The 23,289-nt window shown below is 37.9% G+C and carries 17 protein-coding genes; 7 read left to right on the plus strand and 10 right to left on the minus strand.

Annotation, left to right across the window (positions count from 1 at the left end; all coding sequences use genetic code 11):
- The first annotated feature begins 279 nt into the window (after positions 1 to 279).
- Genes AB3G39_RS15625 through AB3G39_RS15635 form a run of 3 tightly spaced genes read left to right on the plus strand, consistent with a single transcriptional unit; the run spans position 280 to position 7,284 of the window.
- Complete coding sequence (locus AB3G39_RS15625; protein ID WP_369769556.1) at positions 280 to 3,312, plus strand: SusC/RagA family TonB-linked outer membrane protein; 3,033 nt, start codon at positions 280 to 282, stop codon at positions 3,310 to 3,312.
- Positions 3,313 to 3,326: 14 nt separating this feature from the next.
- The gene (locus AB3G39_RS15630) at positions 3,327 to 4,697 is read left to right on the plus strand and encodes a RagB/SusD family nutrient uptake outer membrane protein (RefSeq protein ID WP_369769557.1); all 1,371 of its coding nucleotides are present in this window, start codon (positions 3,327 to 3,329) and stop codon (positions 4,695 to 4,697) included.
- A 1-nt stretch (position 4,698) separates the two neighbouring features.
- A complete protein-coding gene (locus tag AB3G39_RS15635; RefSeq protein WP_369769559.1) occupies positions 4,699 to 7,284 on the plus strand; it encodes a prolyl oligopeptidase family serine peptidase in 2,586 nt (861 codons plus the stop codon).
- A 58-nt stretch (positions 7,285 to 7,342) separates the two neighbouring features.
- On the opposite strand, the gene AB3G39_RS15640 is transcribed toward AB3G39_RS15635, so the two are convergent.
- The 4 genes from AB3G39_RS15640 to AB3G39_RS15655 all read right to left on the minus strand — a co-directional run bounded on the left by AB3G39_RS15640 (position 7,343) and on the right by AB3G39_RS15655 (position 10,706).
- The gene (locus AB3G39_RS15640; protein ID WP_339921702.1) at positions 7,343 to 7,609 is read right to left on the minus strand and encodes a hypothetical protein; all 267 of its coding nucleotides are present in this window, start codon (positions 7,607 to 7,609) and stop codon (positions 7,343 to 7,345) included.
- Between the two features lie 95 nt (positions 7,610 to 7,704).
- Positions 7,705 to 9,216, minus strand: a complete 1,512-nt coding sequence (locus AB3G39_RS15645) for a MauE/DoxX family redox-associated membrane protein (protein ID WP_369769560.1) — start codon at positions 9,214 to 9,216, stop codon at positions 7,705 to 7,707.
- 151 nt (positions 9,217 to 9,367) lie between these two features.
- Positions 9,368 to 10,306 (minus strand): helix-turn-helix domain-containing protein, encoded by a 939-nt coding sequence (locus tag AB3G39_RS15650; RefSeq protein ID WP_369769562.1) that lies wholly within the window; start codon positions 10,304 to 10,306, stop codon positions 9,368 to 9,370.
- Between the two features lie 22 nt (positions 10,307 to 10,328).
- Entirely contained in the window at positions 10,329 to 10,706 is a 378-nt protein-coding gene (locus AB3G39_RS15655; RefSeq protein ID WP_339921699.1) for a hypothetical protein, read from the minus strand.
- Positions 10,707 to 10,916: 210 nt separating this feature from the next.
- Between AB3G39_RS15655 and AB3G39_RS15660 the strand changes: the two genes are divergently transcribed.
- Both AB3G39_RS15660 and AB3G39_RS15665 read left to right on the plus strand, forming a co-directional pair.
- On the plus strand, positions 10,917 to 13,358 hold the full coding sequence (locus tag AB3G39_RS15660; RefSeq protein ID WP_339921698.1) for an aminotransferase class I/II-fold pyridoxal phosphate-dependent enzyme: 2,442 nt from the start codon (positions 10,917 to 10,919) through the stop codon (positions 13,356 to 13,358).
- Between the two features lie 279 nt (positions 13,359 to 13,637).
- Positions 13,638 to 13,955 carry a hypothetical protein gene (locus AB3G39_RS15665; protein ID WP_339921696.1) on the plus strand — a complete coding sequence of 106 codons (318 nt, stop codon included), beginning with the start codon at positions 13,638 to 13,640 and terminating at the stop codon, positions 13,953 to 13,955.
- A gap of 2,260 nt (positions 13,956 to 16,215) precedes the next feature.
- Here AB3G39_RS15665 and AB3G39_RS15670 read toward each other — a convergent pair.
- Genes AB3G39_RS15670 through AB3G39_RS15685 form a run of 4 tightly spaced genes read right to left on the minus strand, consistent with a single transcriptional unit; the run spans position 16,216 to position 17,782 of the window.
- On the minus strand, positions 16,216 to 16,392 hold the full coding sequence (locus AB3G39_RS15670) for a hypothetical protein (protein WP_339921687.1): 177 nt from the start codon (positions 16,390 to 16,392) through the stop codon (positions 16,216 to 16,218).
- Positions 16,379 to 16,618: a hypothetical protein gene (locus AB3G39_RS15675; protein ID WP_369769563.1), complete on the minus strand. Its 240-nt coding sequence runs from the start codon at positions 16,616 to 16,618 to the stop codon at positions 16,379 to 16,381. The genes AB3G39_RS15670 and AB3G39_RS15675 overlap by 14 nt, the downstream gene beginning before the upstream one ends.
- 11 nt (positions 16,619 to 16,629) lie before the next feature.
- Positions 16,630 to 17,025: a DUF5675 family protein gene (locus AB3G39_RS15680; RefSeq protein WP_369769564.1), complete on the minus strand. Its 396-nt coding sequence runs from the start codon at positions 17,023 to 17,025 to the stop codon at positions 16,630 to 16,632.
- 1 nt (position 17,026) lies between these two features.
- On the minus strand, positions 17,027 to 17,782 hold the full coding sequence (locus AB3G39_RS15685) for a hypothetical protein (RefSeq protein WP_369769565.1): 756 nt from the start codon (positions 17,780 to 17,782) through the stop codon (positions 17,027 to 17,029).
- Between the two features lie 648 nt (positions 17,783 to 18,430).
- Between AB3G39_RS15685 and AB3G39_RS15690 the strand changes: the two genes are divergently transcribed.
- Together AB3G39_RS15690 and AB3G39_RS15695 are read left to right on the plus strand one after the other, a co-directional pair.
- Positions 18,431 to 19,219, plus strand: coding sequence for a hypothetical protein (locus AB3G39_RS15690; protein WP_369769566.1), 789 nt, complete (start codon positions 18,431 to 18,433; stop codon positions 19,217 to 19,219).
- 44 nt (positions 19,220 to 19,263) lie between these two features.
- Positions 19,264 to 20,004 (plus strand): tyrosine-protein phosphatase, encoded by a 741-nt coding sequence (locus tag AB3G39_RS15695; RefSeq protein WP_369765641.1) that lies wholly within the window; start codon positions 19,264 to 19,266, stop codon positions 20,002 to 20,004.
- Positions 20,005 to 20,021: 17 nt separating this feature from the next.
- Here AB3G39_RS15695 and AB3G39_RS15700 read toward each other — a convergent pair whose 3' ends face one another.
- Together AB3G39_RS15700 and AB3G39_RS15705 are read right to left on the minus strand one after the other, a co-directional pair.
- Positions 20,022 to 21,917, minus strand: coding sequence for a polysaccharide biosynthesis protein (locus AB3G39_RS15700; protein WP_369769817.1), 1,896 nt, complete (start codon positions 21,915 to 21,917; stop codon positions 20,022 to 20,024).
- 229 nt (positions 21,918 to 22,146) lie between these two features.
- Positions 22,147 to 23,286: a DegT/DnrJ/EryC1/StrS family aminotransferase gene (locus AB3G39_RS15705; RefSeq protein WP_369769567.1), complete on the minus strand. Its 1,140-nt coding sequence runs from the start codon at positions 23,284 to 23,286 to the stop codon at positions 22,147 to 22,149.
- Between the last annotated feature and the right edge of the window lie 3 nt (positions 23,287 to 23,289).

The raw sequence follows: 23,289 nt of genomic DNA on the forward strand, positions 1-23,289 counted from the left end.
CGGTGGACTGTTTTAGCGAAGGAGCCAGACTGCCGCGCGGGCAAAAGAACAATTAAAAATATATTAACTAAACCTCCTCATTATGATAAAATAAAATCTCAAAACAAAAAAGGCCCTCTAACCCGTCTGCAAACTAGTATAGAGAACCCTCGCAAACAAAACTAACGTTTCATTTAACTAAACCAATATTATGAAATGAGCATAACGCTTATACGATGCAAGCATCAATAGCTATTTGCGAATTACATAAGACCGATAAAAAACAATAAATATAAACTTATGAAAAATATTTCATTAAACAAAGGCTTTGGAGCACTTTGGTATCCGCTTATTTTCGGGCTATACCTCTGCTGTACCCCTGCTCAAGCAAACAACAGACTGAGGCAAATGCAATCCACACACCAACAAAACCAAATAAGCGGTACCATCACTGATGGCACTAATCCTTTACCCGGTGTGACAATTTCCCTAAAAGGAAAAAGAAACAATACCGTTAACTCTGACTTCAACGGCCAATACATCCTTTCGGCTACTGCTACAGATACGTTGTTAGTCTCCTTTATAGGCTTCAAAACAGCAATAGTTCCCATACGCGGACAGAAAATAATTAACATACAATTGCAGGAAGACATGACCTCCTTACAAGAAGTCCGCGTCAATGCGGGCTACTATTCCGTAAAAGAAAGCGAACGCACAGGAAGCATTGCTAAAATAACAACCAAAGACATAGAAAAACAACCCATCAATAATCCCTTGGCTGCAATGCAGGGAAGAATGGCGGGTGTCAATATTACACAGAATACTGGATTACCCGGCGGGGGATTCAGCATTCAAATACGGGGTATCAACAGCATCCGTGCCGGAGGCAACGATCCTTTATATATAGTCGACGGCCTGCCATATGGCTCTCAATCACTGGTAACAACCAGTTTAGCCAACGGTATCCTCCCTGGAACAATAAGCCCTCTCAACAATATCAACCCCAATGACATAGAAGGTATTGAAGTACTCAAGGACGCCGATGCAACTGCAATTTACGGTTCTCGTGCTGCCAATGGAGTGGTGCTGATCACTACCAAAAAAGGAAAAGCTGGCGCAACCCATTTCAACATAAACACTGCAACTACCATTGGGAAGATTGCCCGAAAAACAGACTTGATGAACACCCAGCAATATCTTGCCATGCGCCGGGAAGGATTTGCAAATGATGAAATTGTAGAATACCCTGACTATGAATATGATGTAAATGGGACTTGGAGTCAGACCCGCAACACCGACTGGCAAAAGGAACTCCTCGGTGGCACCTCATATAGCAACAATACCCAAGCATCAGTTTCCGGCGGTAGTGAGAATACGCAATTCTTATTAAGCGGAACCTATCGTAGGGAAACTACCGTTTTTCCAGGTGAGGCGCGTTATGGAAAAGGTGCCCTGCATAGCAGTATGGTTCACTCTTCAGGAGATCACAAGTTTAAGCTGACATTCTCCGCAGATTATGTAGCGGATAAGAATACATTACCGGGTATAGACCTTACGAATGCAGCCTACAATTTGCCTCCAAACGCTCCGGCACTCTATGACGCATCTGGTAAACTCAATTGGGAAAACGGCACTTTTGAAAATCCGTTGGCCTTTCTCGAAAGCACCTTTTTGGCGACTACCCAAAACCTGATTTCAAATGCATTACTTTCCTATAAACTCTCGCCTGCATGGGAATTTCGGACTAGCTTGGGTTATAACGATATCCACCTGTCTGAATCACTCACCTCTCCGTCAACAATGTTTAACCCAGCCTATGGCGCCGGCCCGGAATATTCGGCTTTATCAGTAAGTTCGGCAAAACGCAACTCATGGATTATCGAGCCACAATTAAATTGGGCAAAAAAATGGGGAGCTCTTGAATTCAATGCATTAGCTGGTACAACTTTTCAAATGCAAAAATCGCAACAACTTTCCCAGAACGGAGCTGGCTTTGTAAGCAATAGCCTGATCAATGATCTGGCAGCTGCCGCACGCCTTTCCATAGTAAATCATGAGCTGTCTGAATACAAATACAATGCAGTGTACGGGAGACTTAATATAAACCTTAAAGACCGATATATCATAAACTTTACGGGACGTCGCGACGGATCTAGTCGTTTTGGTCCGGGAAACCGCTTCGCCAATTTTGGCGCGATAGGTACCGCTTGGATTTTTTCGAAGGAAAATTTCCTCAATGCGATTCCGTCAATAAGTTTCGGGAAACTGCGTGTCAGTTACGGAACATCTGGCAACGACCAGATTGGCGATTACCAATTCTTAGATACCTATCAGGTGTCGGGGCAAAATTACAATGGAATTATAGGTATAAAACCCACAAGACTGTTCAATCCTGATTTTGGGTGGGAAACTAACCGGAAATTCGAGGCGGCCATGGAGATGGGGCTTTTCTCAGACCACATTTTTCTAACTTTCGCATACTTCTGGAACCGATCATCAAATCAGTTGGTTGGTATTCCATTGCCGGCAACAACTGGTTTCACTTCGCTACAGGCAAATCTCGATGCGACAGTCCAAAATACTGGGATTGAAGTAGAATTGCGTACCATCAATTTCAAAAAATCCAATTTTCAGTGGATCTCAACAATCAATTTGACAATTCCTGAAAATAAAGTACTGGCATTCCCTAATTTAGAAGGATCCACTTATGCAAATACGCTAGTTATAGGAAAATCACTTAACGCTCGTAAAGTATACCACTACACGGGCATAAATCCGCAAACGGGAATATATACCTTCGAAGATTATAATGGTGATGGAAAAATAGCATCAAATGATCGACAGTATGTTGTCGATACCGCTCCAAAATATTTCGGTGGCCTTTCCAATCAACTCACTTATAAAAATTGGGCTTTCGATTGCCTTTTTCAATTTGTCAAACAGTTGGGCGGCAACTACCTTACTTCTAGCGGATTCGCTGGTGTAATGGCAAACCAGCCTGTTGAGGTGCTCAACCATTGGCCTCAGGACGGTGCTGGGGCTGCAACCCAAGTATATACCAGCGGATCGAATAGTGATGCTGTCATTGCGGCTTCACGCTACAGCAACAGCAGCGCGGCCTTCACCGATGCATCATTTATAAGGCTCAAAAATGCAAGCATCTCGTACCAGCTTCCAACACCATGGTCAAAATCACTCTCCGCTAAATTATACTTGCAGGGACAGAATCTTTTTACGTTAACACACTACAGAGGTGCCGATCCCGAAAATCATTCCGGGCTATTTCTACCGCCCTTACGACAATATACCTTGGGATTTCAAATCAGTTTCTAATTCAAATATTAATAATGATGAAAAATTATAAAATAATACTTTTAGCAATCATGGTGTTTAGTCTGGATGCCTGTGAGAGCTTTACTGAAGTGGATCGGCCACAGTCACAGCTTACCGGATCTTCTGTTTATGAAAACGCCGCAACGGCTACTGCCGCCCTGTCGGATATTTATGCAAGCCTACGCGATCGTGGGATCGCTTCGGGAAATGCACAAGGTCTGTCGATACTGATGGGATCGTACTCAGATGAGTTACAGGTCTATTCTAACGATAGTCACGTTACAAATTTTTACAAACACAATGTATTGGGTTCAGACCCTAGTGTATCCCAACTCTGGAGCAACAGTTATTCACAAATATACGCAGCTAATGCGCTTATCGAGAGATTGCCAAATTCAATAATAGACAATGAAAGTAAAAATCAAATTCTTGGCGAAGCCCTTTTTCTGCGCGCCTACCTGCATTTTCAACTGGCGAACTTGTTTGGTGACATCCCGTACATAACAACTACCGATTACAGTCTCAATAGAATTGCATTAAAATCAGCTCCCCATCAGGTATACCAGAGCGCAATAAATGACCTCTTAGTAGCGCATAACCTGCTGGGAGAAACGGATCCCTCGGGAGAACGGATAAGGGCTAATAAAGCGCTCGCCACAGCATTGCTGGCACGTATTTATTTATACACGGAAGATTGGTCAAATGCAGAACTAGCCTCGCAACAAATGATCGACAATCCAATGTATAGTATCCCTGATAATCTTACCGAGACCTTTCTGAAAGATAGTCCTTCTGTGATATGGTCACTACATCCCGGACTGGCAGGCAACAATACGTCCGATGCCCAAATCTTGATTTTTACAAGCGGTCCTCCTCCTTTTGCGGCTGTCAGTCCCTCGCTACTTGCTGCTTTTGAAACGGGGGACAACCGTAAAAGCCAATGGTTAGGCAAGATAACAAACGGCACGAATACCTGGTATTATCCGTTCAAGTATAGGCAAAATACCAATACCGGAACTTCTGAGGAATATACTATTGTATTCAGGATCGAAGAACAATACCTGATTCGTGCCGAGGCACGAGCGCATTTGAACAAGGTATCTGGGGCTCAGATGGATTTAAATACAATCCGTAACCGTGCTGGTCTTTCCAATACCACAGCCGCAACAGAAGGCGACCTTATTACTGCTATTTTACACGAACGACAGGTAGAATTTTTCATGGAACAGGGGCATCGATGGTTCGACCTCAGAAGAACAAACCTTGCCAACATGATAATTGGCGGGCTAAAACCGGCATGGCAAGACACGCACGTCCTGCTACCATTACCAGAATCAGAACTTTTGCTCAACAGCAACTTGCAACCACAAAATCCAGGTTATTAAAATGAGAAAATTATTTTTTACAATAGCTTTTTTAGGGGCGATATCCAATATGTGTAGCTATGGTCAGCTAAGAAAAAAAAGCCTGACACCAAATGATTACGATACCTTTAGTACGCTTTTGGGTGAAAGTATCGCTCCTGACGGAAAATGGATTAGCTACACCCTCGATTATGATGTCGGCAACGACACACTGTTTCTACAACAAGTAAAGACAGCAAAGAAACAAGCGTTTTCCCTCGCAACTGATGCTCGCTTTAGCCCGGATGGGAAATGGTTTACTGCGCTGCATCCTCAAAAAGGAATGGTACTTCAAAATCTAAGTACAGGTGTGCAACGCTGGTTTGAAGGAACTACCGATTCAGAATTTTTTGGACGCAATGAATATCTGGTAATTCGTCAGAATCAAGAATTAACGGTGCTTCAATTGCAAACCAATAAGGAATTTTATATCCATGATGTAGAAAACTTTACAACGACTGCTGCTGGAAACACTTTGATTTTCTCTACCAATGAGGGTGTTTTTCTTTTGCGACCCGAAAATGACACGATCAGGAAAATGCTAGTGAGCCGTCATGAAGGTACTTTTAGTAATTTCGTTTGGAAGAACGATGGTGATGCACTGGTATTTATGGAACTGCAAGACACCAAAGGATACAAACTGGCCAATTATAAAATCTGGTATTATACTGACATTAAGACCAATACAAAATTATTTTGCCTCGACACTCAAAAATCACAAACAATAGCAGACAAACACATTGTAATCCCAAACGGAAAGGAAGCAATCGGTATTTCACCCGATGGCAAACGCATATTTTTCAATATGGCGATTCCTGCGAAAAAACCGAAACAAAAAACAGTTGAAGTGTGGGATGCGCTTTCTCCCTTGGAATATCCGCGCCAACAAAATATAGGAACGGGCGAACATGTACCAATAGGCGCAATATGGATACCAAGTACAGATAAAATAGTAACGCTGGGCAGTCAAGAACAGCCCGAGCTATGGCTCACTGCAACCCACAATCATGCAATCACGTATAATGCGCTGGATTACGAGCCCCAATATTATTTACATGGGTGCGCAGATATGTACTTAATCGATAGCAATACTGGCACGAAACAATTATGGCTCAAAAAACAAACACTCGAGCCGCAAACCATGGGCTCTTCACCAGACGGAAAATACATCAGCTATTTTCGGGATGGTAATTGGTGGGTGTATGACATTGCCAAAGCAAATCACACGAATATAACAATAGGTTGGGAAATAGCATTATTCAATTACAGCTATGGTGTAAAAACACAACTGGAGCCATATGCTGGTCCCGCATGGACAACTGATGGGCGATTGATTATATGCAGCCAGTATGATATTTGGATAGCCTCAGCTGACGGTAAAAATAAAAACAGGATTACAACTGGACAAGACACTCAAGTCAAGTTCAAGATTTCTCCAGCCTCAGAAATAACCCACAAGCACAAATCCTATGACCTGCTTACTCAATATTATGACCTTTCAAAAGGCTTGATGTTAGAAGCAACCGCTGAAAATAGGGCTACAGGCTATTACCTATGGTCTCAAAAGACCGGTCTAAAGAAATGGATTTTTACCGATAGCAAATACAGCCATTTACAAAAAGCGCAACTTAATAATAAATATAGTATTCTGGAAGAAAATACCGCACTCTCCCCTCGGATTCTCTTTTGTTCCAAGTTGGGAAGCAAACCCGCTATTGTATTTCAAAGCAATCCGCAACAGGAACATTTTGAATCTGGTAAAGCGGAATGGCTTTCATATAAAACTCCTGATGGGAAAGCACTGCATGGCGTCTTGTTTTATCCCGCTGGTTATATCGCCGGCAAGCGGTACCCTATGATCGTTTACATATATGAAAAACAAGGCTACAGATTACATCAGTACCTGAAACCTTCAGCTTACCAAGCTATTGGTTTCAGCCATGCAAATTATGTAGCCGACGGCTACCTTGTATTTTGTCCCGATATAGTATATGATTTAGGAAGTCCCGGCAAATCTGCAGTTACTTGTGTAGAGACTGGTGTCCGTGCCGTAATTGACAGGGGGATTGTAGACAGTGGACATATTGGACTAATTGGTCACTCTTACGGTGGTTATGAGACATCCTATATCGTAACGCAGTCTAAGCTTTTTGCCTGCGCTGTTGCTGGAGCTGGCGTAACAGATATGGTGAGTGCTTCACTGAGCATGAGCGAGGGTGCTGCCCGTTCACAAATGTGGAGGTACGAAACCTACCAGCCCAGAATAGGAAAATCACTTTATAAATCTTATGAAAAATACATTAATAATTCTCCAATCTCACAAGCGGAAAACATTAGCACACCACTGTTGAGCTGGAGCGGTAAAGAAGATAAGTCCGTAAATTACAGCCAAAGTATGGAATTACATCTGGCAATGCGAAGGCTGCAAAAAAGGCATGTTTTATTACTGTATAATGGGGAAGGCCATTTGTTAGAACAACCTCACAATCAATTAGACCTCAATGGTCGTATTCGGGATTGGTTTGCCTATTACCTTAAAGAAAAACCTTTTACATACGATGAATTCTAGAAAATAACAAAGCCAGGTTAATATCCTGGCTTTGTCTTTTTTTTAAGCATTACCCCGCTTAAGGAATGATTTTGTAAAGCTGGGTAGGACAGGAAGAACCATTAAAATGACGAAGGGTCACATTGCTGCTGTTTTTACACGGCAACGCTGTTTCTTCCACACTACAGCTCACATTAGTCTCTGTACACTGAGGATTTGGGAGCCTTCCCAATTCAGTAGTCAAAACGGAATCATTTTCAGGAGCTTGGCTAAAAGCAAATGCTCCTACAACTGCAAACAAGATGGTTGCGAATTGAAGTCCTGGTTTTAAAAAACGTGTTTTCATAATATTAAAATTTAAATTAATGGTTTACTCTATCACAGGTTTTCAACCGTTTCCCTGACATCTAGCTAGGATATGCTTTATACTTATTCAATCTTTTATAATTTTATTCGCTCATAATAGTCGGTCTGCAACTGGTAGACCTGAAGATACTTTCCACAAATTACAATGACCTTATTATCATCTACTTTAAACTGGGAAACTTTTTTCCCGGATTTATCAGGAAGGTAAAAGCTAAATACATAACTGTAGTCGATAAGATTATAGACATCAAGTACTGAAGCGCTTTTCCACATAGCAACGGGCTCGAATCGGCCTGTCATGGCAGCATTAATAAATAGATACTTTCCGAAAGTCGAAGCCCCCTTATTAACTATATAGGGAGGGCTGGCAAGTTTTCCTATTTTGTCACCCTCGCTATAGGCAACCTTTATTCGCGCTATACTGACGGTATCAATAGTTTTGCCCGTAGGCTCTGGTAGTAAAGAAGGGGTGGCAACCACATACTGATTACGGTAATAGTAGGTGTAAACAACCTTTTTCAGAAACGAATTATACTGTAAAATACCATTGGTATCAAAATAACCGTCTATTTGTTTGGTTAGCAGATTAGGGGCTAGTTTTACATCTAAATCATCTTTCCCAGCAATTGTGCCCAGTACATTCCTGTGCGTAACACTACTAACAGTTGATAGGACAACACTTGTGGAATCCATAGGTTCGATACGCGAAAAAAACACCTTATTTTGCATCCATAGTTGTGCTTTCCAGTCTTTCGTCAAACCCCTGAAAATACAGGGAACACTTCCGTCACTGACATAAAAATCGGGTACTCTTACCATAACTTTTAAGGATCTGAAAGGAAAATCAGTCCTTGAAAGTTTTATAAGTTTGACCTGCTGAACTTGTAAAGAAGTATCTATTATTGTTATACTTAAGGGGGCTCCATAGTTTCCAAGAAATATTTTCCCTTCACCGGCTCCGGCTATATAGTACGCATCAGACTGAAGGTTGCGCTCATGAATAAGCTCAGCAGCATGCTGTGGAAACCGTCGTATAAAATTATTATGATGATGCATCGTATCTTCTGACAACAGAAATAAAACCAGAACAATCGAAATACTGCAAAATACATTAAGAAATAGAAAAGGAAAACGGAGCACCTTTCTCGTCAAATTAGGATAATCTGGGTCTTTATTGACAATAAATATACCGGCCATAGCCAGAAACACAAAAATGAAATTAAAAATAAGATGTTCATGCCAGCCCAATTTTTCAAGAACTCCTCCACAAGAACAAGGTACAAATGGACTAAAGTTCAAGATAATTATTATATACGTAGTAAACATTACCATAATGCTTAAAGCAATAAATAATGCAACATTCCTGAATTTTGGAATAAGGAGCAGACCTACAGTAAAAAATTCTGCCAATGGAACAAGATAAGAAATCCACCCCGCATAGGCGCTCAATAATGGAGATTGAGCCAGCTGTATCTGAAAATTCTTAAAATCCATTAATTTGTTAACGGCAGCATAAACGAATAATAAAACATACAGCAGGCAGATACTGTCGAGAATAATACTTTTGGTTACGGTACTTAGTTTCATATCGGTAGACTTTAAATTTAATCCGATATAAAATTCCGAAAAACAAAAGACTAAGGCTTTGCAAATCGGTAGTATTTAGTTGTCAAAAAGGTATTATTTACACACCCATTATAAAACAGCATCGTATTTAAGGCAGTAGAAAAGGCTGTCGCTATTGCTTTCTTGTAATTTTATTAGGTGCATAACCATACGATTTCCTAAATGCTTTTGAAAAATTAGAGTAATCTATAAACCCGCTCATTGCGGCAATTTCTTTAAGTGGTATGCCAGTATTCTCAATTAACAAATGTGCTTTTTTTAAGCGTTCTACATTATAAAATTGATAAATAGTGGTTTTAAATAAATGTTTAAAACCATATTTTAACTTATACTCATTTGTACCAAAAATATGAGATAGCTCTTTTAAATTTGGTAAAGGACTATCAATATGAATTAAAATATAATCGTAAACCTGCTGAATTAATTGTACATCGGACAAACGATAAACGAACTCTTTTCTTGGAATCACTGGGACAGCAGAAGAATCATTGGCAATAACATTATCCTTAACTGCTGTAGTAACTATTGTAGTAACTAAGCTAATTAATATTTTAGTACTATCCATAAAACGGCAAATGTTACAAAAAGCAGGCACAAGCAATTGGTTTTGGCTTACAAAAACCAACTCCAAGTTTTCTGAATAACTACTATTCTTTGACAATTTCTCCTTGATGCTATTAAAAGATACTGCGGATTCTTCTGATAAAATAATTTCAAAAGCGGCTCCATAAAGCTTTTTTGGACTGTATCCCAATAAAACAGATACATCTGTACTTATCTTTTTTACTATCCAACTGGAATCTACAATAAAACTGGCCTGAACATAGGAACTATAGCTGTTGTGTGGATTTACATAACTCAGATGAGAAAAAGAGGACTTTAATTCTTCGGCTACCATATTCAACAGCAATATTAAGGATTCCACTTCATCATCAGCTGTACTCCGCTGAATACGATAGCTGAAATTCCCTACTGCCATTTCAAGCAACATTTGGCGAATAGGCCTAATACGTTCATGATTAATTTTATCTTCCATGAAATACCATAGCATTTAAAAAGAGTTTTTAGTACAACTAAATATAATTGGAAACAAATGCTATCGCGGCCAATTGATCTGTAAATAGTCGGGTAGGAACGCTGGGTTTATTAATTTTAAGATAAAAATAACTTACCATCACAGAAACTTGTTCGTTGACCAGTAAACCAACTGCTTTAATAAGCAACGAACCCGATTGCGCTAAATAATCTCGTGCTGGTTTATCCATGGATACAATGCCTCGGGCATCACAAAAAATAGGATAAGCCACATCATTTTGAAACTGAATCCTATCAGCTACAATACATTCTGCAGCCTCTAAATTAATGCTGACATTATCTTTATATATAAAAAAAAGAATAGTCCCATCAATCCAAAAACGGGCAAATTCATTCTCAAAGCCGTCTATATCCATTTGGTAATATTAAGTAAAACAGCACAAATAAATGAAATATTATTCACAAATAATTAACAAATACTAATAATTTTATACAAAAAGCAACAATTATTCATTATTGTTGTCAATTCGGGAGTATTACATGTCATATAGGGATTTTCGCATAAAAAAGCCAAAATATCTAATTTTTTATACTCACTTTTATAAAAATAATCAAAACCTTACACTATGGCAAAAATTAAACACAACAACTTTATTGATACCGTTGATGAAGTATTTTCAGGAGCGAAAAAAGAGGGCGTAATGCATCTTTATGCAGAGGATAAATCCTTAAATGGGAGAACAATTCAAATAAAAGGCAAAGAAATGTTCCATTTTGGAACTACAGGTTACCTTGGATTAGAGCAAGATAGCAGATTGAAAGAAGCAGCAATTGATGCCATAAAAAAATTTGGAACCCAATTTCCATTATCTAAATCCTACATATCAAATCCACTATATGCAGAACTAGAAGCTAAAATGGAGGCTATGTACGGTATTCCTACTATTATCACCAAGAACAGTACCCTCGGTCATATGGCGGTAATTCCAACAGCGGTGAGAGATGAAGACGGAGTCATTCTCGATCATCAGGTCCACTGGAGTGTTCAAACTGCTTGCCAATTACTCAAATTAAGAGGTATTCCAGTCGAAATGATTAAGCACAGCAATATGGTTTTGCTAGAAGATAAAATCAAACAATTGATGTCAAAATGCAAAAAAATTTGGTATATGGCTGACGGAGTCTATTCCATGTTTGGTGACTATGCTCCTATTGCAGCACTAATGGAACTTAGTAAAAAATATCCACAACTGCATTTGTATTTTGATGACGTCCACGGGATGAGTTGGAAGGGTAAAAACGGCACGGGCTACGTGTTAAGCGTACTAAAAGAAATACCGGATAACGTAATGATTATGGGGACATTAAGCAAAACATTTGGAGCCAGTGGCGCCGTTTTACTTTGTCCAAATGCAAAGCTTCGCGAAAAAATAAAAGTTTTTGGTGGCCCGCTAACTTTCTCCGCACAACTGGAGCCAGCTTCGGTAGCTGCTGCCATAGCTGCTGCAGATATCCACCTGTCTGTAGAGATCACCATTTTACAATCGGAACTAGCCGAAAAAATAGCCTATTTTAATGAATTAATTTCTAAAACGGCTTTACCAATAATAGTCAAAAACGATTCTCCGGTTTTTTTCCTTGGCACGGCAATACCAATAACTTCTTATAAATTAGTTCAAAACCTATTCGAAGAAGGATTCTTTGTCAATCCTGCAATATATCCAGCGGTTCCTGTTCAAAACACAGGGATTCGCATCACACTTTCGAGACACAACCAAAAAGAAGAAATAAAAGCATTAGTCGAAGCAATAGAAAAGTATTTACCCATCGTGCTCAAAGAAACAGGAAATAGCTTAAGCAAAATACAAAGTGCATTTGGTTTGGTCGAGACCCATACTACTATAGACACAATAGTTGACAAATCCTCGTTACAACTGAAATATGAAACATCGATATCAAAAATGGACAAACCTACTTGGAATGAGTTACTAGGACAACAAAGCACATTTGATTGGGATGGCCTTCATTTTTTAGAAGTTGCTTTTGCCAATTCTGATGAACCTGCAAACAAATGGGACTTCCACTACTACATAATCAAGGACAAGAATGAAATTCCTTTAATAGCCACTTTTTTTACTTATGGACTTTGGAAAGACGACATGATGGCAACAGAATCAATATCAAAGCATTTAGAAGAGGAAAGAATAAAAAATCCTTTATATCTAACCTCTAAAGTGTTAGGAATGGGGTCTTTATTCACCGAAGGAAATCATTGCTATCTTAATACATCACATCCATTAATAGAAGAAGCTATTCTAATGCTATTGCAAGAGATAGAAACTCTTTACAATAATTTAAATGCTGATATGTTAGTATTAAGGGACTTTGAAGAAAATGAACAATTAAATCGCATATTCCATAATCAAGGTTACTTAAAAGCTAATATGCCCGACTCCTGTGTGGTTGAAAATCTGGAATGGGACACTCCACAAGCCTTTACCAACAAACTTTCCCCACGTTCTAAACGCCATTTTATCGAAGAAGTGCTTCCCTTTGAAAAGGCTTTTGATGTAGTAATAAAAAATGAACTAACTATAATAGAAACGGAACAGATCTATCAACTCTATAAAAACGTAAAAAACAATAATCTCGCCTTTAACACTTTTACCTATCCTCCTAACGTATTTATAGCCATGGTCACCGACCCAAATTGGGAATTTATAATGCTATATTTAAAAGATGAAGACAATGAGCAACAACAGGGGCAATTAGTGGGCACGCTTTTTTGTTATAAAAACAGCAACTATACCTATTCTCCCTCTTTGATAGGAATGGATTATAACTATGTTAGAGAATTTCAGATTTACAGACAACTTTTGTATCAAGGAATTAAACGCGCCAAGGAACTAAATTTTAAAAAAATAGATTTTGGTTTTTCAGCCACTTTTGAAAAGAAAAAACTGGGTGCCACAGTAATTCCGAAAGTAGCCTACGTTCAAGCAAGAGATAATTTTTCAATGGAATTGATGGGAACACTTCAAAACGATGATAAAACACACAAAAAATAACAAACCACAATATATCATAATTCGTCGGTCTCCTCCATTTTGTAATTCCAACAAAGGAGGACACGACGCCTTGCGCCAACTGATGAAGTAATCTCGTCAAATGCAATTTTATGTATTTAATGAAACGCAACTCAGAATCCTAAACCTGAACATGTAACACAGAACTCAGAATACTGAACACTGAAAAAGGAATACTGAATACTGATCACTAAAAACTGATCACTGATCACTGAAAATTGACCATTAAAAACCAAATATTAAAAAACTGAACACCATCCAATGAATTACATAAAACACCTCACTGGTTTTTTTGATCGTACCATACAAGACCATCACCTAAACCCTACACATATAAGCCTTTATATTGCATTATTCCAATACTGGAATGTAAACCATTTTCAAAATCCTATAAGCATATCCAGAGAGGAAGTGATGCTAATAAGTAAGATTTACTCAAAAGCAACCTATCACAAATGCATGAAAGAGCTAAACGAAAAAGGATATATTAAATACGAACCCTCATTCAATCCATTCAAAGGCAGCATGGTAATTCTATTTAATTTTTCAGAAGACCAGAACCAGTTCAAAAAAGAGTAAACCAAAAAAAATCTTTAATAAAAAACACCAATAAGAAAAGTATACGTTCAATTAAAACCTTCTCAAAACGCCCTTAAAGAAAAAGCGTAAAAAAACAATGTTTGAAATTAAAAGGAGGACTGCCAGTGGCAGTCAGGTAGCAACAGTCCGCGAGTTGAGGACGAAGGACGAACGGCTCGGGCTGTGGAACGGCGCTTCAAGGTAGTTTTCAAGCTTGCAGTCCCGATAGCTATCGGGATCAGGCTTGATCTTTTGTTTCTTTTGCATCAAGGCAAATCGAAGATTCAGCGAACACCACTAACAAAAAAAGTACAGTGAGCTAAAAGAAAAGAACACCCTTCAAAGTAAAAATCACGTTAAATAAAAAAATTTCAATTTACCAGAACAAACTGTTCCTATTTGTTCGATCTCACCTTCGTCGAGATGACAAACTACAATGGAAGTATACATTCAATTTCAACCTCCTCACACCGCCCTTAAAGAAAAAGCGTAAGAAAACAACAATGAAGTAAAGTGGCAACAGTCCGCGAGTTGAGGACGAAGGACGAACGGCTCGGGCTGTGGAACGGCGCTTCAAGGTAGTTTTCAAGCTTTTTATTTTCAGGCTTGATTTTTTTGTTTCTTTTTTGATCAAGCAAAAAAGAAAAGAACACCCTTCAAAGTAAAAATCACGTTAAATAAAAACAATTCCAATTTACCAGAATCAACTCTTCCTACTTGTGCGATCTCTCCTTCATCGAGATGACAAACTACAATGGAAGTATACATTCAATTTCAACCTCCTCACACCGCCCTTAAAGAAAAAGCGTAAGAAAACAACGATGAAGTAAAGTGGCAACAGTCCGCGAGTTGAGGACGAAGGACGAACGGCTCGGGCTGTGGAACGGCGCTTCAAGGTAGTTTTCAAGCTTTTTATTTTCAGGCTTGATTTTTTTGTTTCTTTTTTGATCAAGCAAAAAAGAAAAGAACACCCTTCAAAGTAAAAATCACGTTAAATAAAAACAATTCCAATTTACCAGAATCAACTCTTCCTACTTGTGCGATCTCACCTTCGTCGAGATGACAAAGTACTCAATAAAACATTTTTTACTCCTCCTCCTTTATCTTTTTAAACAAGGAAAAAAATGAACAGTAGTACACCCGTAATTCTTTCATAACAATAAAAATCAAGCAACGAACAACGAGCAACGAACAACGAGCAACGATTATCGAAAAACGAAAAAACCCAGCCCTCGAACTATTCTCCGTTATTCCAAACCAGATGGAGTCGTATTCCTGCTACTTCTATGATCTCTCCTTCGTCGAGATGACAAACTACAATGGAAGTATACATTCAATTTCAACCTCCTCACACCGCCCTTAAAGAAAAAGCGTAAGAAAACAACAATGAAGTAAAGTGGCAACAGTCCGCGAGTTGAGGACGAAGGACGAACGGCTCGGGCTGTGGAACGGCGCTTCAAGGTAGTTTTCAAGCTTTTTATTTTCAGGCTTGATCTTTTGTTTCTTTTGCATCATGGCAAATCGAAGATTCAGCGAACACCACTAACAAAAAAAGTACAGTGAGCTAAAAGAAAAAAACACCCTTCAAAGTAAAAATCACTCCTTTCCAGAATCATCTGTTCCTACTTGTGTGATCTCTCCTTCGTCGAGATGACAAACTACAATGGAAGTATACATTCAATTTCAACCTCCTCACACCGCCCTTAAAGAAAAAGCGTAAGAAAACAACAATGAAGTAAAGTGGCAACAGTCCGCGAGTTGAGGACGAAGGACGAACGGCTCGGGCTGTGGAACGGCGCTTCAAGGTAGTTTTCAAGCTTTTTATTTTCAGGCTTGATTTTTTTGTTTCTTTTTTGATCAAGCAAAAAAGAAAAGAACACCCTTCAAAGTAAAAATCACGTTAAATAAAAACAATTCCAATTTACCAGAATCAACTCTTCCTACTTGTGCGATCTCACCTTCATCGAGATGACAAAGTACTCAATAAAACATTTTTTACTCCTCCTCCTTTATCTTTTTAAACAAGAAAAAAATTAACAGTAGTACACCCGTAATTCTTTCATAATAATAAAAATCAAGCAACGAACAACGAGCAACGAAGGACGAACAACGAAGGACGAACAACGAAGGACGAAGGACGAACAACGAGCAACGAGTAACGAGCAACGATTTTCGATTTTCGATAAACAAAAAAAGCCCATTCCTTTCGGTTTGGGCCTTCACTTCGTTTTAACTTTCAGTTATAAAAACTAAATTAAAACTATTTCTGGTACTTCTTTATTATAAATTTAAGTACCATCGATATTCCAAAACTGACTATCGCTCCAACAGCAGCCAATAAAACAGTTTTCAAAACATCCTCCGAATGCAAATTCGGAACAACACTCAAGAAGGTGCCTCCTGCAGTACCCATCAGCGTACGATTACTCGTTATCATCGCCTACGGGATAAGGAACATCTTCATAAAAGGTAGTAAGCTGACTTACTGCTGACAACACTCCTCCAGCTACAGCCAGATACCCACCAATCGAACCAATAACGACAGGTAAGGCAACTGGTGCGCTAATGATAACGCTACCTAAAGCTGCTAATACCAGTCCAAAAGTTCGAAGGTGTTTGAAAAATTTTGGCGTTGGAGCTTTTGCTCTATTTAGTATATTCATAAGTAAAAAAATTAAGATTGAACAATTAACGAAACGATTGCGGACTGATCCAAAGCTTGATATACTAAATTTTTAACTTTAGCAAAAGCCACTCGGGATTCCAAGCCCACACCAGCACCCGTAAGATGCGTTACTGGAGCAATACAACCTTTCAATTCACGGATAGCATTATTAGCAGGATGCAACAAAATAGAACTTCTATTTTTTACAGCAACAACTTCAATATGCCATTGAAATTTCTGGTTATATCGCTTCCGCAATAAATAATACCCTTCTGGAATACAGGAAACGCATTTCTCATTTGCTCGCCATGGCAATTCAATTGTAAAACAAATAAATTGGCCATCACAAACTAGTTTTCCATTAGTTCCCTCTGGGAAATAAGTTCTGGACAATACCAAAACCATCTTACAATCCACTTACTTGAACCAATGCCAATGGATTATAAGCCCCATTTTTCAAAGGATACATCCTTCCATTAACCTCTTGGTAATATTCCACTCCAAGAGCCAAAAATAAGGGACTCACACTATTGGCTGTTACTGAATTCAGATGATTGATGACAGCAGTTGGAGTCATATCCCACGGTAAAATAGCTGTTTCCGCAGTCGAACTAACAAATGTATCAGCCTCAAAATTGATTTCAGCTCCTGCTGAAATAATTTTGAAATGGGTAGTACCTCCAGGAGCAGCAATCATAGTAGCGGGTATAAAAGAAGCTAAATTAACAGTTATTTCCCCTGTAAGTCGATCAATTGACCCTAAAAACGGAGCAAATAAACTAGTTCCTAATTTCCCTCCTACATTAAATTCAAATCCCACAAGCAATTCTGCTTCGCCATCAATAACATTGCGTAAGCCACGTTCATTGACTAAGTCTGCTTGGATCACTTTGATCATGGATTGGGTAAGCCGGCTCACCATTCGGCTGTCGGCAGAATTCAATAGCAATGTTCGTAATGCCGTTCGCAAAGTTTTACCTGCCTTACCGGCTCGTCCAAATTCAGCACCATTTTCACGTGTACGCTGAAAAGCGGGATCATTAGCAATTCTACTTGCCTCAACCCCTCCTTTTTCACGTGCCATATGACCGTCTTTGGTTTTGTAAAAAGTAATATCTCCAATAGTACCTTTTAATTTAATTATTCCTTTTTGTCTTGCCATAATCTTTAAAATTTAAGTTAAAAAAAATTACTACTCGTTCATCCTGAATATTCGTTGCAACTAAATCGGGAATGATTTCAGTAAAGTTTCAATTAATTAAATCATATTTCAAAAAGCAGATGTCAATAATGGTACTAAAAGGCCTACAATTACCTATTTTAGTCAATTCATAAGTGATTAATTTTCATAACTTTACATAAGTTTTCAAATAAAAAGGAGGCAAAGGACTTTTATTAGGGATTAAAATAAAAAAATGTGATTGCAAGTAACATCAGGGTATGTATTTATCCAAAAGATGTACAACGTATTACCGGTAAAACATACAGACAAGCACGGTTATATCTACACAAGATAAAAACCACCTTGAATAAAGAACCACATCAACTACTCTCCATTCAAGAGTTTTGTGACTATTCAGGGCTTCAACTGGAACATGTTTTGCGTTGTATAATTGGATAACAATTGAAGTCATAAAAAACGGCTGATGTACTTTTCTAAGAAAATAATACCTGTTCAATAAGCAGTTCAAATAATAATAAACGATCATCAAACAACGTCCATCGTCCATCGAGCAACGGGCAACGCTAAACGAAAAAACGAACATCGAAACACGATCAACGGTTAACGAAAAACGAACAACGAATAAACATGGCAAAAATACTAGCACCCTTCTTAATCAAAGGAACCATAGACGACATTAACTTTGTAGTCACTGCAGACGGAAATAACTATGCAAGGGCGAAGGGAAAAACAGGCATAACAGCCAAAGAATTTAAAAACAACCCCATTTTCGACAGGATACGAAATCAGGGGCAAGAATTTGGAGGCTGTGCAAAAAAATCGGTCGTATTTCGTCAACTGGCATCCCGTTTCAATGAACGGGCAAAAGAGGGAAGCTTTGCTGGTAGGGCAAACAAACTGCTGTTCGAAATTCTACAAGAAGACACGACCCAACCACAGGGAAAAAGAACGCTGGCGGAAGGATTAAAAACAACAAATGGGAAGGATTTTTTATTACTTTTTGAAAGCAACAGTCTGAGACCACTGCAGAAAGTCCTAAAAACAAAAGAACAATCGGATCTAAGCAATCAAACAATTACGCTGTCTAAATTCAAGGCGAAGAAACATTTAGACTGGCCTGAAGAGGCTACACATGCACATTTGGCTATGGCTACAGCCAATTGGAATTTTGAGAACGACACACACGACACCTGTTACAGCGAGGAATGGGTCCTGGATAAAGAATCCGTAAAACAAAACATAATACTATCAACTAATAAACCAAAAGGAAATGATGTACACCTAACGTTTCTATTCATCGGATTTTCGAAAATAGAACGAAAAAAACACAAAATGCTGCACCGAAAAAACAACACAGCAACAGTAATTAACTATCACCTCCCAATGTTAAAAGAAACTGTTAGCAACGAAAATTAAATATTGCATACCAAACACAAATTACTTTTTTCTACATTTGCAGAATGCTTACATTTTTCAAATCAAAACCCGTACTTAAAGACTTAATTCCGGACAATCATATTGATATCCACTCGCATCTGTTGCCGGGTATTGACGATGGTGCTCGAACAATTGAGGACAGCTTACGATTAACGAAAGCACTTCAAGGATTTGGCGTTACGGACTTCATTACCACGCCACATATCATCCAACATGTTTGGGACAATACTCATGACCAAATTATTGCTAATAAAAGTAATACGGTTGCGGTACTAGAACAAAACAATATTCATGTTCCTTTTAAAGCAGCAGCAGAGTACTTAATGGACGACCAGTTTGTACGCCTTTTTCAATCTCATGATTTATTGACATTGAAAGACAATTATGTATTGGTAGAAATGTCATACATCAATGCGCCTATACAACTGTATTCGATTCTTTTTGATTTGCAGGTGGCAGGATACATTCCTGTATTAGCACATCCTGAACGGTATTTATTTTATCATAACAACTTTAATGAATACGTAAAATTGAAAAGAGCGGGTTGCTTATTTCAACTTAATTTATTATCAACTGTTGGATATTATGGTACTGAAATCACTAAAATTAGTGATCAATTACTTCAAAAAGGACTGTATAATTATGTGGGATCTGATGTACATCATAACAATCACATTGCTTCTTTTGACTTAAAAGTAAAAATAAAAGATACTGCGCCACTAAAAGAAATAATAGCCAACAATCAGTTTTTTAAAATACAATAAACAGCATTGTCCACGTTCTAATGCACATCTAAGACTTCATAACTAGAATTCATGCTCTTAAACTCGGGTACAATTTCTTTCATTTTTGAAACCATCGCCTCATTGTCAAAAAAATTGGCAATTTGAATTAGTTCTTCAATATCAGTATGCAACGTTTCATATTCATCTTGAATCTCTTCTGCAATCATAATTTTATTATGGTAGGTAGGAATCGTTTTTGAGGTATCATTTAATAACTCCTCATATAATTTTTCTCCAGGTCGTAGCCCTACTACTTTTATCATGATGTCTTTGTCAGGTATAAACCCTGCCAATTTGATCATTTTTTTAGCCAAATCTATAATTTTTACTGGCTTACCCATGTCAAAAATATAGATCTCCCCTCCATTACCCATCGCTCCTGCTTCTAATACGAGTTGACAGGCCTCCGGAATGGTCATAAAATATCGAATAATATCAGGATGCGTTATAGTTACTGGGCCACCACTGGCAATTTGTTTCGTAAATAAAGGAACGACAGACCCATTAGACCCTAACACATTTCCAAACCGAGTGGTAATAAATTTTGTAGCTTTTAATTTGTTTTCTTTTTGACTTTTTAACTGAAGTGATTGCACGTATTTTTCGGCAATTCGTTTACTGGCTCCCATTACATTACTTGGATTTACTGCTTTGTCAGTAGAAACCATTACAAATTTTTTAACCTGATATTCACAAGCCAAGTCGGCAAGATTTTTAGTTCCAACTATATTGGTAAGAATGGCTTGAGACGGGTTTTCTTCCATCAATGGAACATGTTTATAAGCAGCAGCATGAAAAACGACTTGAGGGGAATACTGCTGGAAAACATTATTCATGGACTCTTTATTTCTCACATCTGCAACAATGGTAATTATTTTGGATTTAAATTCGTTATCGTTCATCTCTAAATACAAATGATGCAATGGCGTTTCTGCTTGATCCAAAACAAGTACCGTTTGGGGATTAAAGAGTAATACTTGTCTAACAATTTCACTTCCTATGGACCCGGCTGCACCAGTAATCAATATGGTTTTATCTTTCAATTGCTTTGATATGGATTTACTATCTAGTACAATGGGTTTTCTTTCTAATAAATCTTCAATTTGTAAATTCTTTACTTTTTGAGAAATTTCTTTTTGATTCTCCCAATCGGTAATCAAAGGAACCATATATACCCTGTAATTAAATTCTAGGCATTGGTCTACTATTACCATTCGCTCTTCTTTTGACAAGCTTTTATCTGCTATTACAACGCCTTCGGCTCCAATGGAACGCATTAAAATAGGTAATTTTTTCTTCTGAATGAAAATGGGTAAATCCAACATTCTTTTGGATGAATTTTGATTATTCTTATCCACAAAACCTACTATTTTAAAACGGGCCGGTGTTTCCAGTTTCAACGCTTTAGCAACTGATATCGCATTAGCATCGGTACCGTAAATAATGGTTCTTGATAATTTAATATCACTAGTTTCCGAAAAATAATGTTCGAAGGTTTGCTTTACTATTACGCGATATAAAAACAACCCACAAAAGGAAAGTACCATATTGATAAAGAGCGCCGTATTTAAAAAAGCTTTTTTTCCAATTAGCATCTCAAAAGCAAAATTCAAAACAAGAAATACGATGAGGACAGCCATTTGTGAAAACAACAATTTCACAGCATCAATATAAGAAGAATGCCTAATTATTCCCGAATACGTTCGAAACAACCAAAAAAAGAAGACATTCACTCCAAATAAAACAGCTATAAAAACAACACTATGAGGAGTGATGATATAATCCAACCCAGTACCTCTAAAAATCAAATAGGTAAAGAAAAAAGCAATCATGAGCACAACAACATCCATCATTACAATTATCCACCTTGGCAAATAACTTAAATTATGAATGTTAAATCGTAAATTTTCTCTAGAGAAAAAATGAGATAAAAAAGAAGTCGATCCTGATTTTGTATTATTATTCAAAATAAAAATATTTTTTTTTAGACTAATGCGCTATAATACATCAAAAATAAGACATAATGAATCGAAAAAAAAATAATACAATTCATTATAATTGCGTATATATAAATGACCAAAAGGGAATTATTAAAAAATGACCGTTTGGCTCCTAATCAATTTAGGGATTGAACAAATTAACTAGTACTGATTTAATCCTAAATCGGTCCTCCTCAGAAAGAGAACTCCCTGAAGGCAAGCAAAGTCCTTTATTAAAAAGGGATTCGGCAATAGCACTTCCATAATAGGGATAGCTACAATAAATAGGTTGCAAATGCATGGGCTTCCATAAAGGTCGGGATTCAATATTTTCTTCTCCTAGAATTATCCTAATCTTTTCATTGGTTATTCCATTGGTAATGGTATCATCAACTAATATAGTACTCAACCAATAATTAGCAAAATAATCAGTATTGGGAACTGAAAAAACAGAAACCCCTGGAATATTCTGGAATAAATCAACATAAAATTCATGCATCTCTCTTCTAGATTTCACATGCTGGTCTATTACTTCCATTTGACCTCTACCAATCCCTGCTAAAACATTACTCATCCTATAATTATATCCCACTTCACAATGTTGATAATGAGGCGCTTTTTCTTTGGCTTGAGTAGCCAGAAAAATAGCTTTCTCTTTCAACTCTTTTGTCTTCGTTACAATAGCGCCTCCTCCTGAAGTGGTAATAATTTTACTTCCATTAAAGGACAAAGTACTAACGTCTCCAAAAGTACCACACCGTTTTCCTTTATAACTACTTCCTAAAGCCTCTGCACTATCTTCAAGAATAGGAATATTATACTTACTAGCAATTGTTCTTATTTCTTCAACCTTATAGGGAACACCGTAAAGCGTAACAGCAATTATTGCTTTTGGACTTACACCTTTGGCTATTCGGTCAATAATAGCTTCTTCAAGGGCAATAGGACATAAATTCCAAGTATCGATTTCGCTATCAATGAAAACAGGAGTGGCTCCAAGATATAAAATAGGATTTGCCGAAGCTGAAAATGTCATACTTTGACAAATTACTTCATCCCCTGCTTGAACTCCCAATAAAATTAATCCCATATGAATGGCTGCAGTACCTGAGCTTAATGCGGCAACCTGTCCTGAGCCCAAGTAATTTTCAAGATTAGCTTCGAAAATATCAATATTTGCACCCACAGGAGCGATCCAATTGGTATCGAAAGCTTCCTGAATATACTTTTGTTCGCTGCCACCCATATGAGGCGGAGAAAGCCAAATTTTGTTTTTAATCATTTT

Origin of the sequence: Flavobacterium sp. WC2416 (assembly GCF_041200095.1) — a bacterium.
In the GTDB taxonomy this organism is placed as follows: domain Bacteria; phylum Bacteroidota; class Bacteroidia; order Flavobacteriales; family Flavobacteriaceae; genus Flavobacterium.

Bases quoted from the DNA above. Each gene is read 5' to 3' on its own strand.
- AB3G39_RS15640 (WP_339921702.1), bottom strand. From the start codon at position 7,609: ATGAAAACACGTTTTTTAAAACCAGGACTTCAATTCGCAACCATCTTG.
- AB3G39_RS15660 (WP_339921698.1), top strand. From the start codon at position 10,917: ATGGCAAAAATTAAACACAACAACTTTATTGATACCGTTGATGAAGTA.
- AB3G39_RS15630 (WP_369769557.1), top strand. From the start codon at position 3,327: ATGATGAAAAATTATAAAATAATACTTTTAGCAATCATGGTGTTTAGT.
- AB3G39_RS15685 (WP_369769565.1), bottom strand. From the start codon at position 17,782: ATGGCAAGACAAAAAGGAATAATTAAATTAAAAGGTACTATTGGAGAT.
- AB3G39_RS15625 (WP_369769556.1), top strand. From the start codon at position 280: ATGAAAAATATTTCATTAAACAAAGGCTTTGGAGCACTTTGGTATCCG.
- AB3G39_RS15645 (WP_369769560.1), bottom strand. From the start codon at position 9,216: ATGAAACTAAGTACCGTAACCAAAAGTATTATTCTCGACAGTATCTGC.
- AB3G39_RS15665 (WP_339921696.1), top strand. From the start codon at position 13,638: ATGAATTACATAAAACACCTCACTGGTTTTTTTGATCGTACCATACAA.
- AB3G39_RS15695 (WP_369765641.1), top strand. From the start codon at position 19,264: ATGCTTACATTTTTCAAATCAAAACCCGTACTTAAAGACTTAATTCCG.
- AB3G39_RS15655 (WP_339921699.1), bottom strand. From the start codon at position 10,706: ATGGATATAGACGGCTTTGAGAATGAATTTGCCCGTTTTTGGATTGAT.
- AB3G39_RS15690 (WP_369769566.1), top strand. From the start codon at position 18,431: ATGGCAAAAATACTAGCACCCTTCTTAATCAAAGGAACCATAGACGAC.
- AB3G39_RS15635 (WP_369769559.1), top strand. From the start codon at position 4,699: ATGAGAAAATTATTTTTTACAATAGCTTTTTTAGGGGCGATATCCAAT.
- AB3G39_RS15680 (WP_369769564.1), bottom strand. From the start codon at position 17,025: ATGGTTTTGGTATTGTCCAGAACTTATTTCCCAGAGGGAACTAATGGA.
- AB3G39_RS15675 (WP_369769563.1), bottom strand. From the start codon at position 16,618: ATGAATATACTAAATAGAGCAAAAGCTCCAACGCCAAAATTTTTCAAA.
- AB3G39_RS15705 (WP_369769567.1), bottom strand. From the start codon at position 23,286: ATGATTAAAAACAAAATTTGGCTTTCTCCGCCTCATATGGGTGGCAGC.
- AB3G39_RS15670 (WP_339921687.1), bottom strand. From the start codon at position 16,392: ATGATAACGAGTAATCGTACGCTGATGGGTACTGCAGGAGGCACCTTC.
- AB3G39_RS15650 (WP_369769562.1), bottom strand. From the start codon at position 10,306: ATGCTATGGTATTTCATGGAAGATAAAATTAATCATGAACGTATTAGG.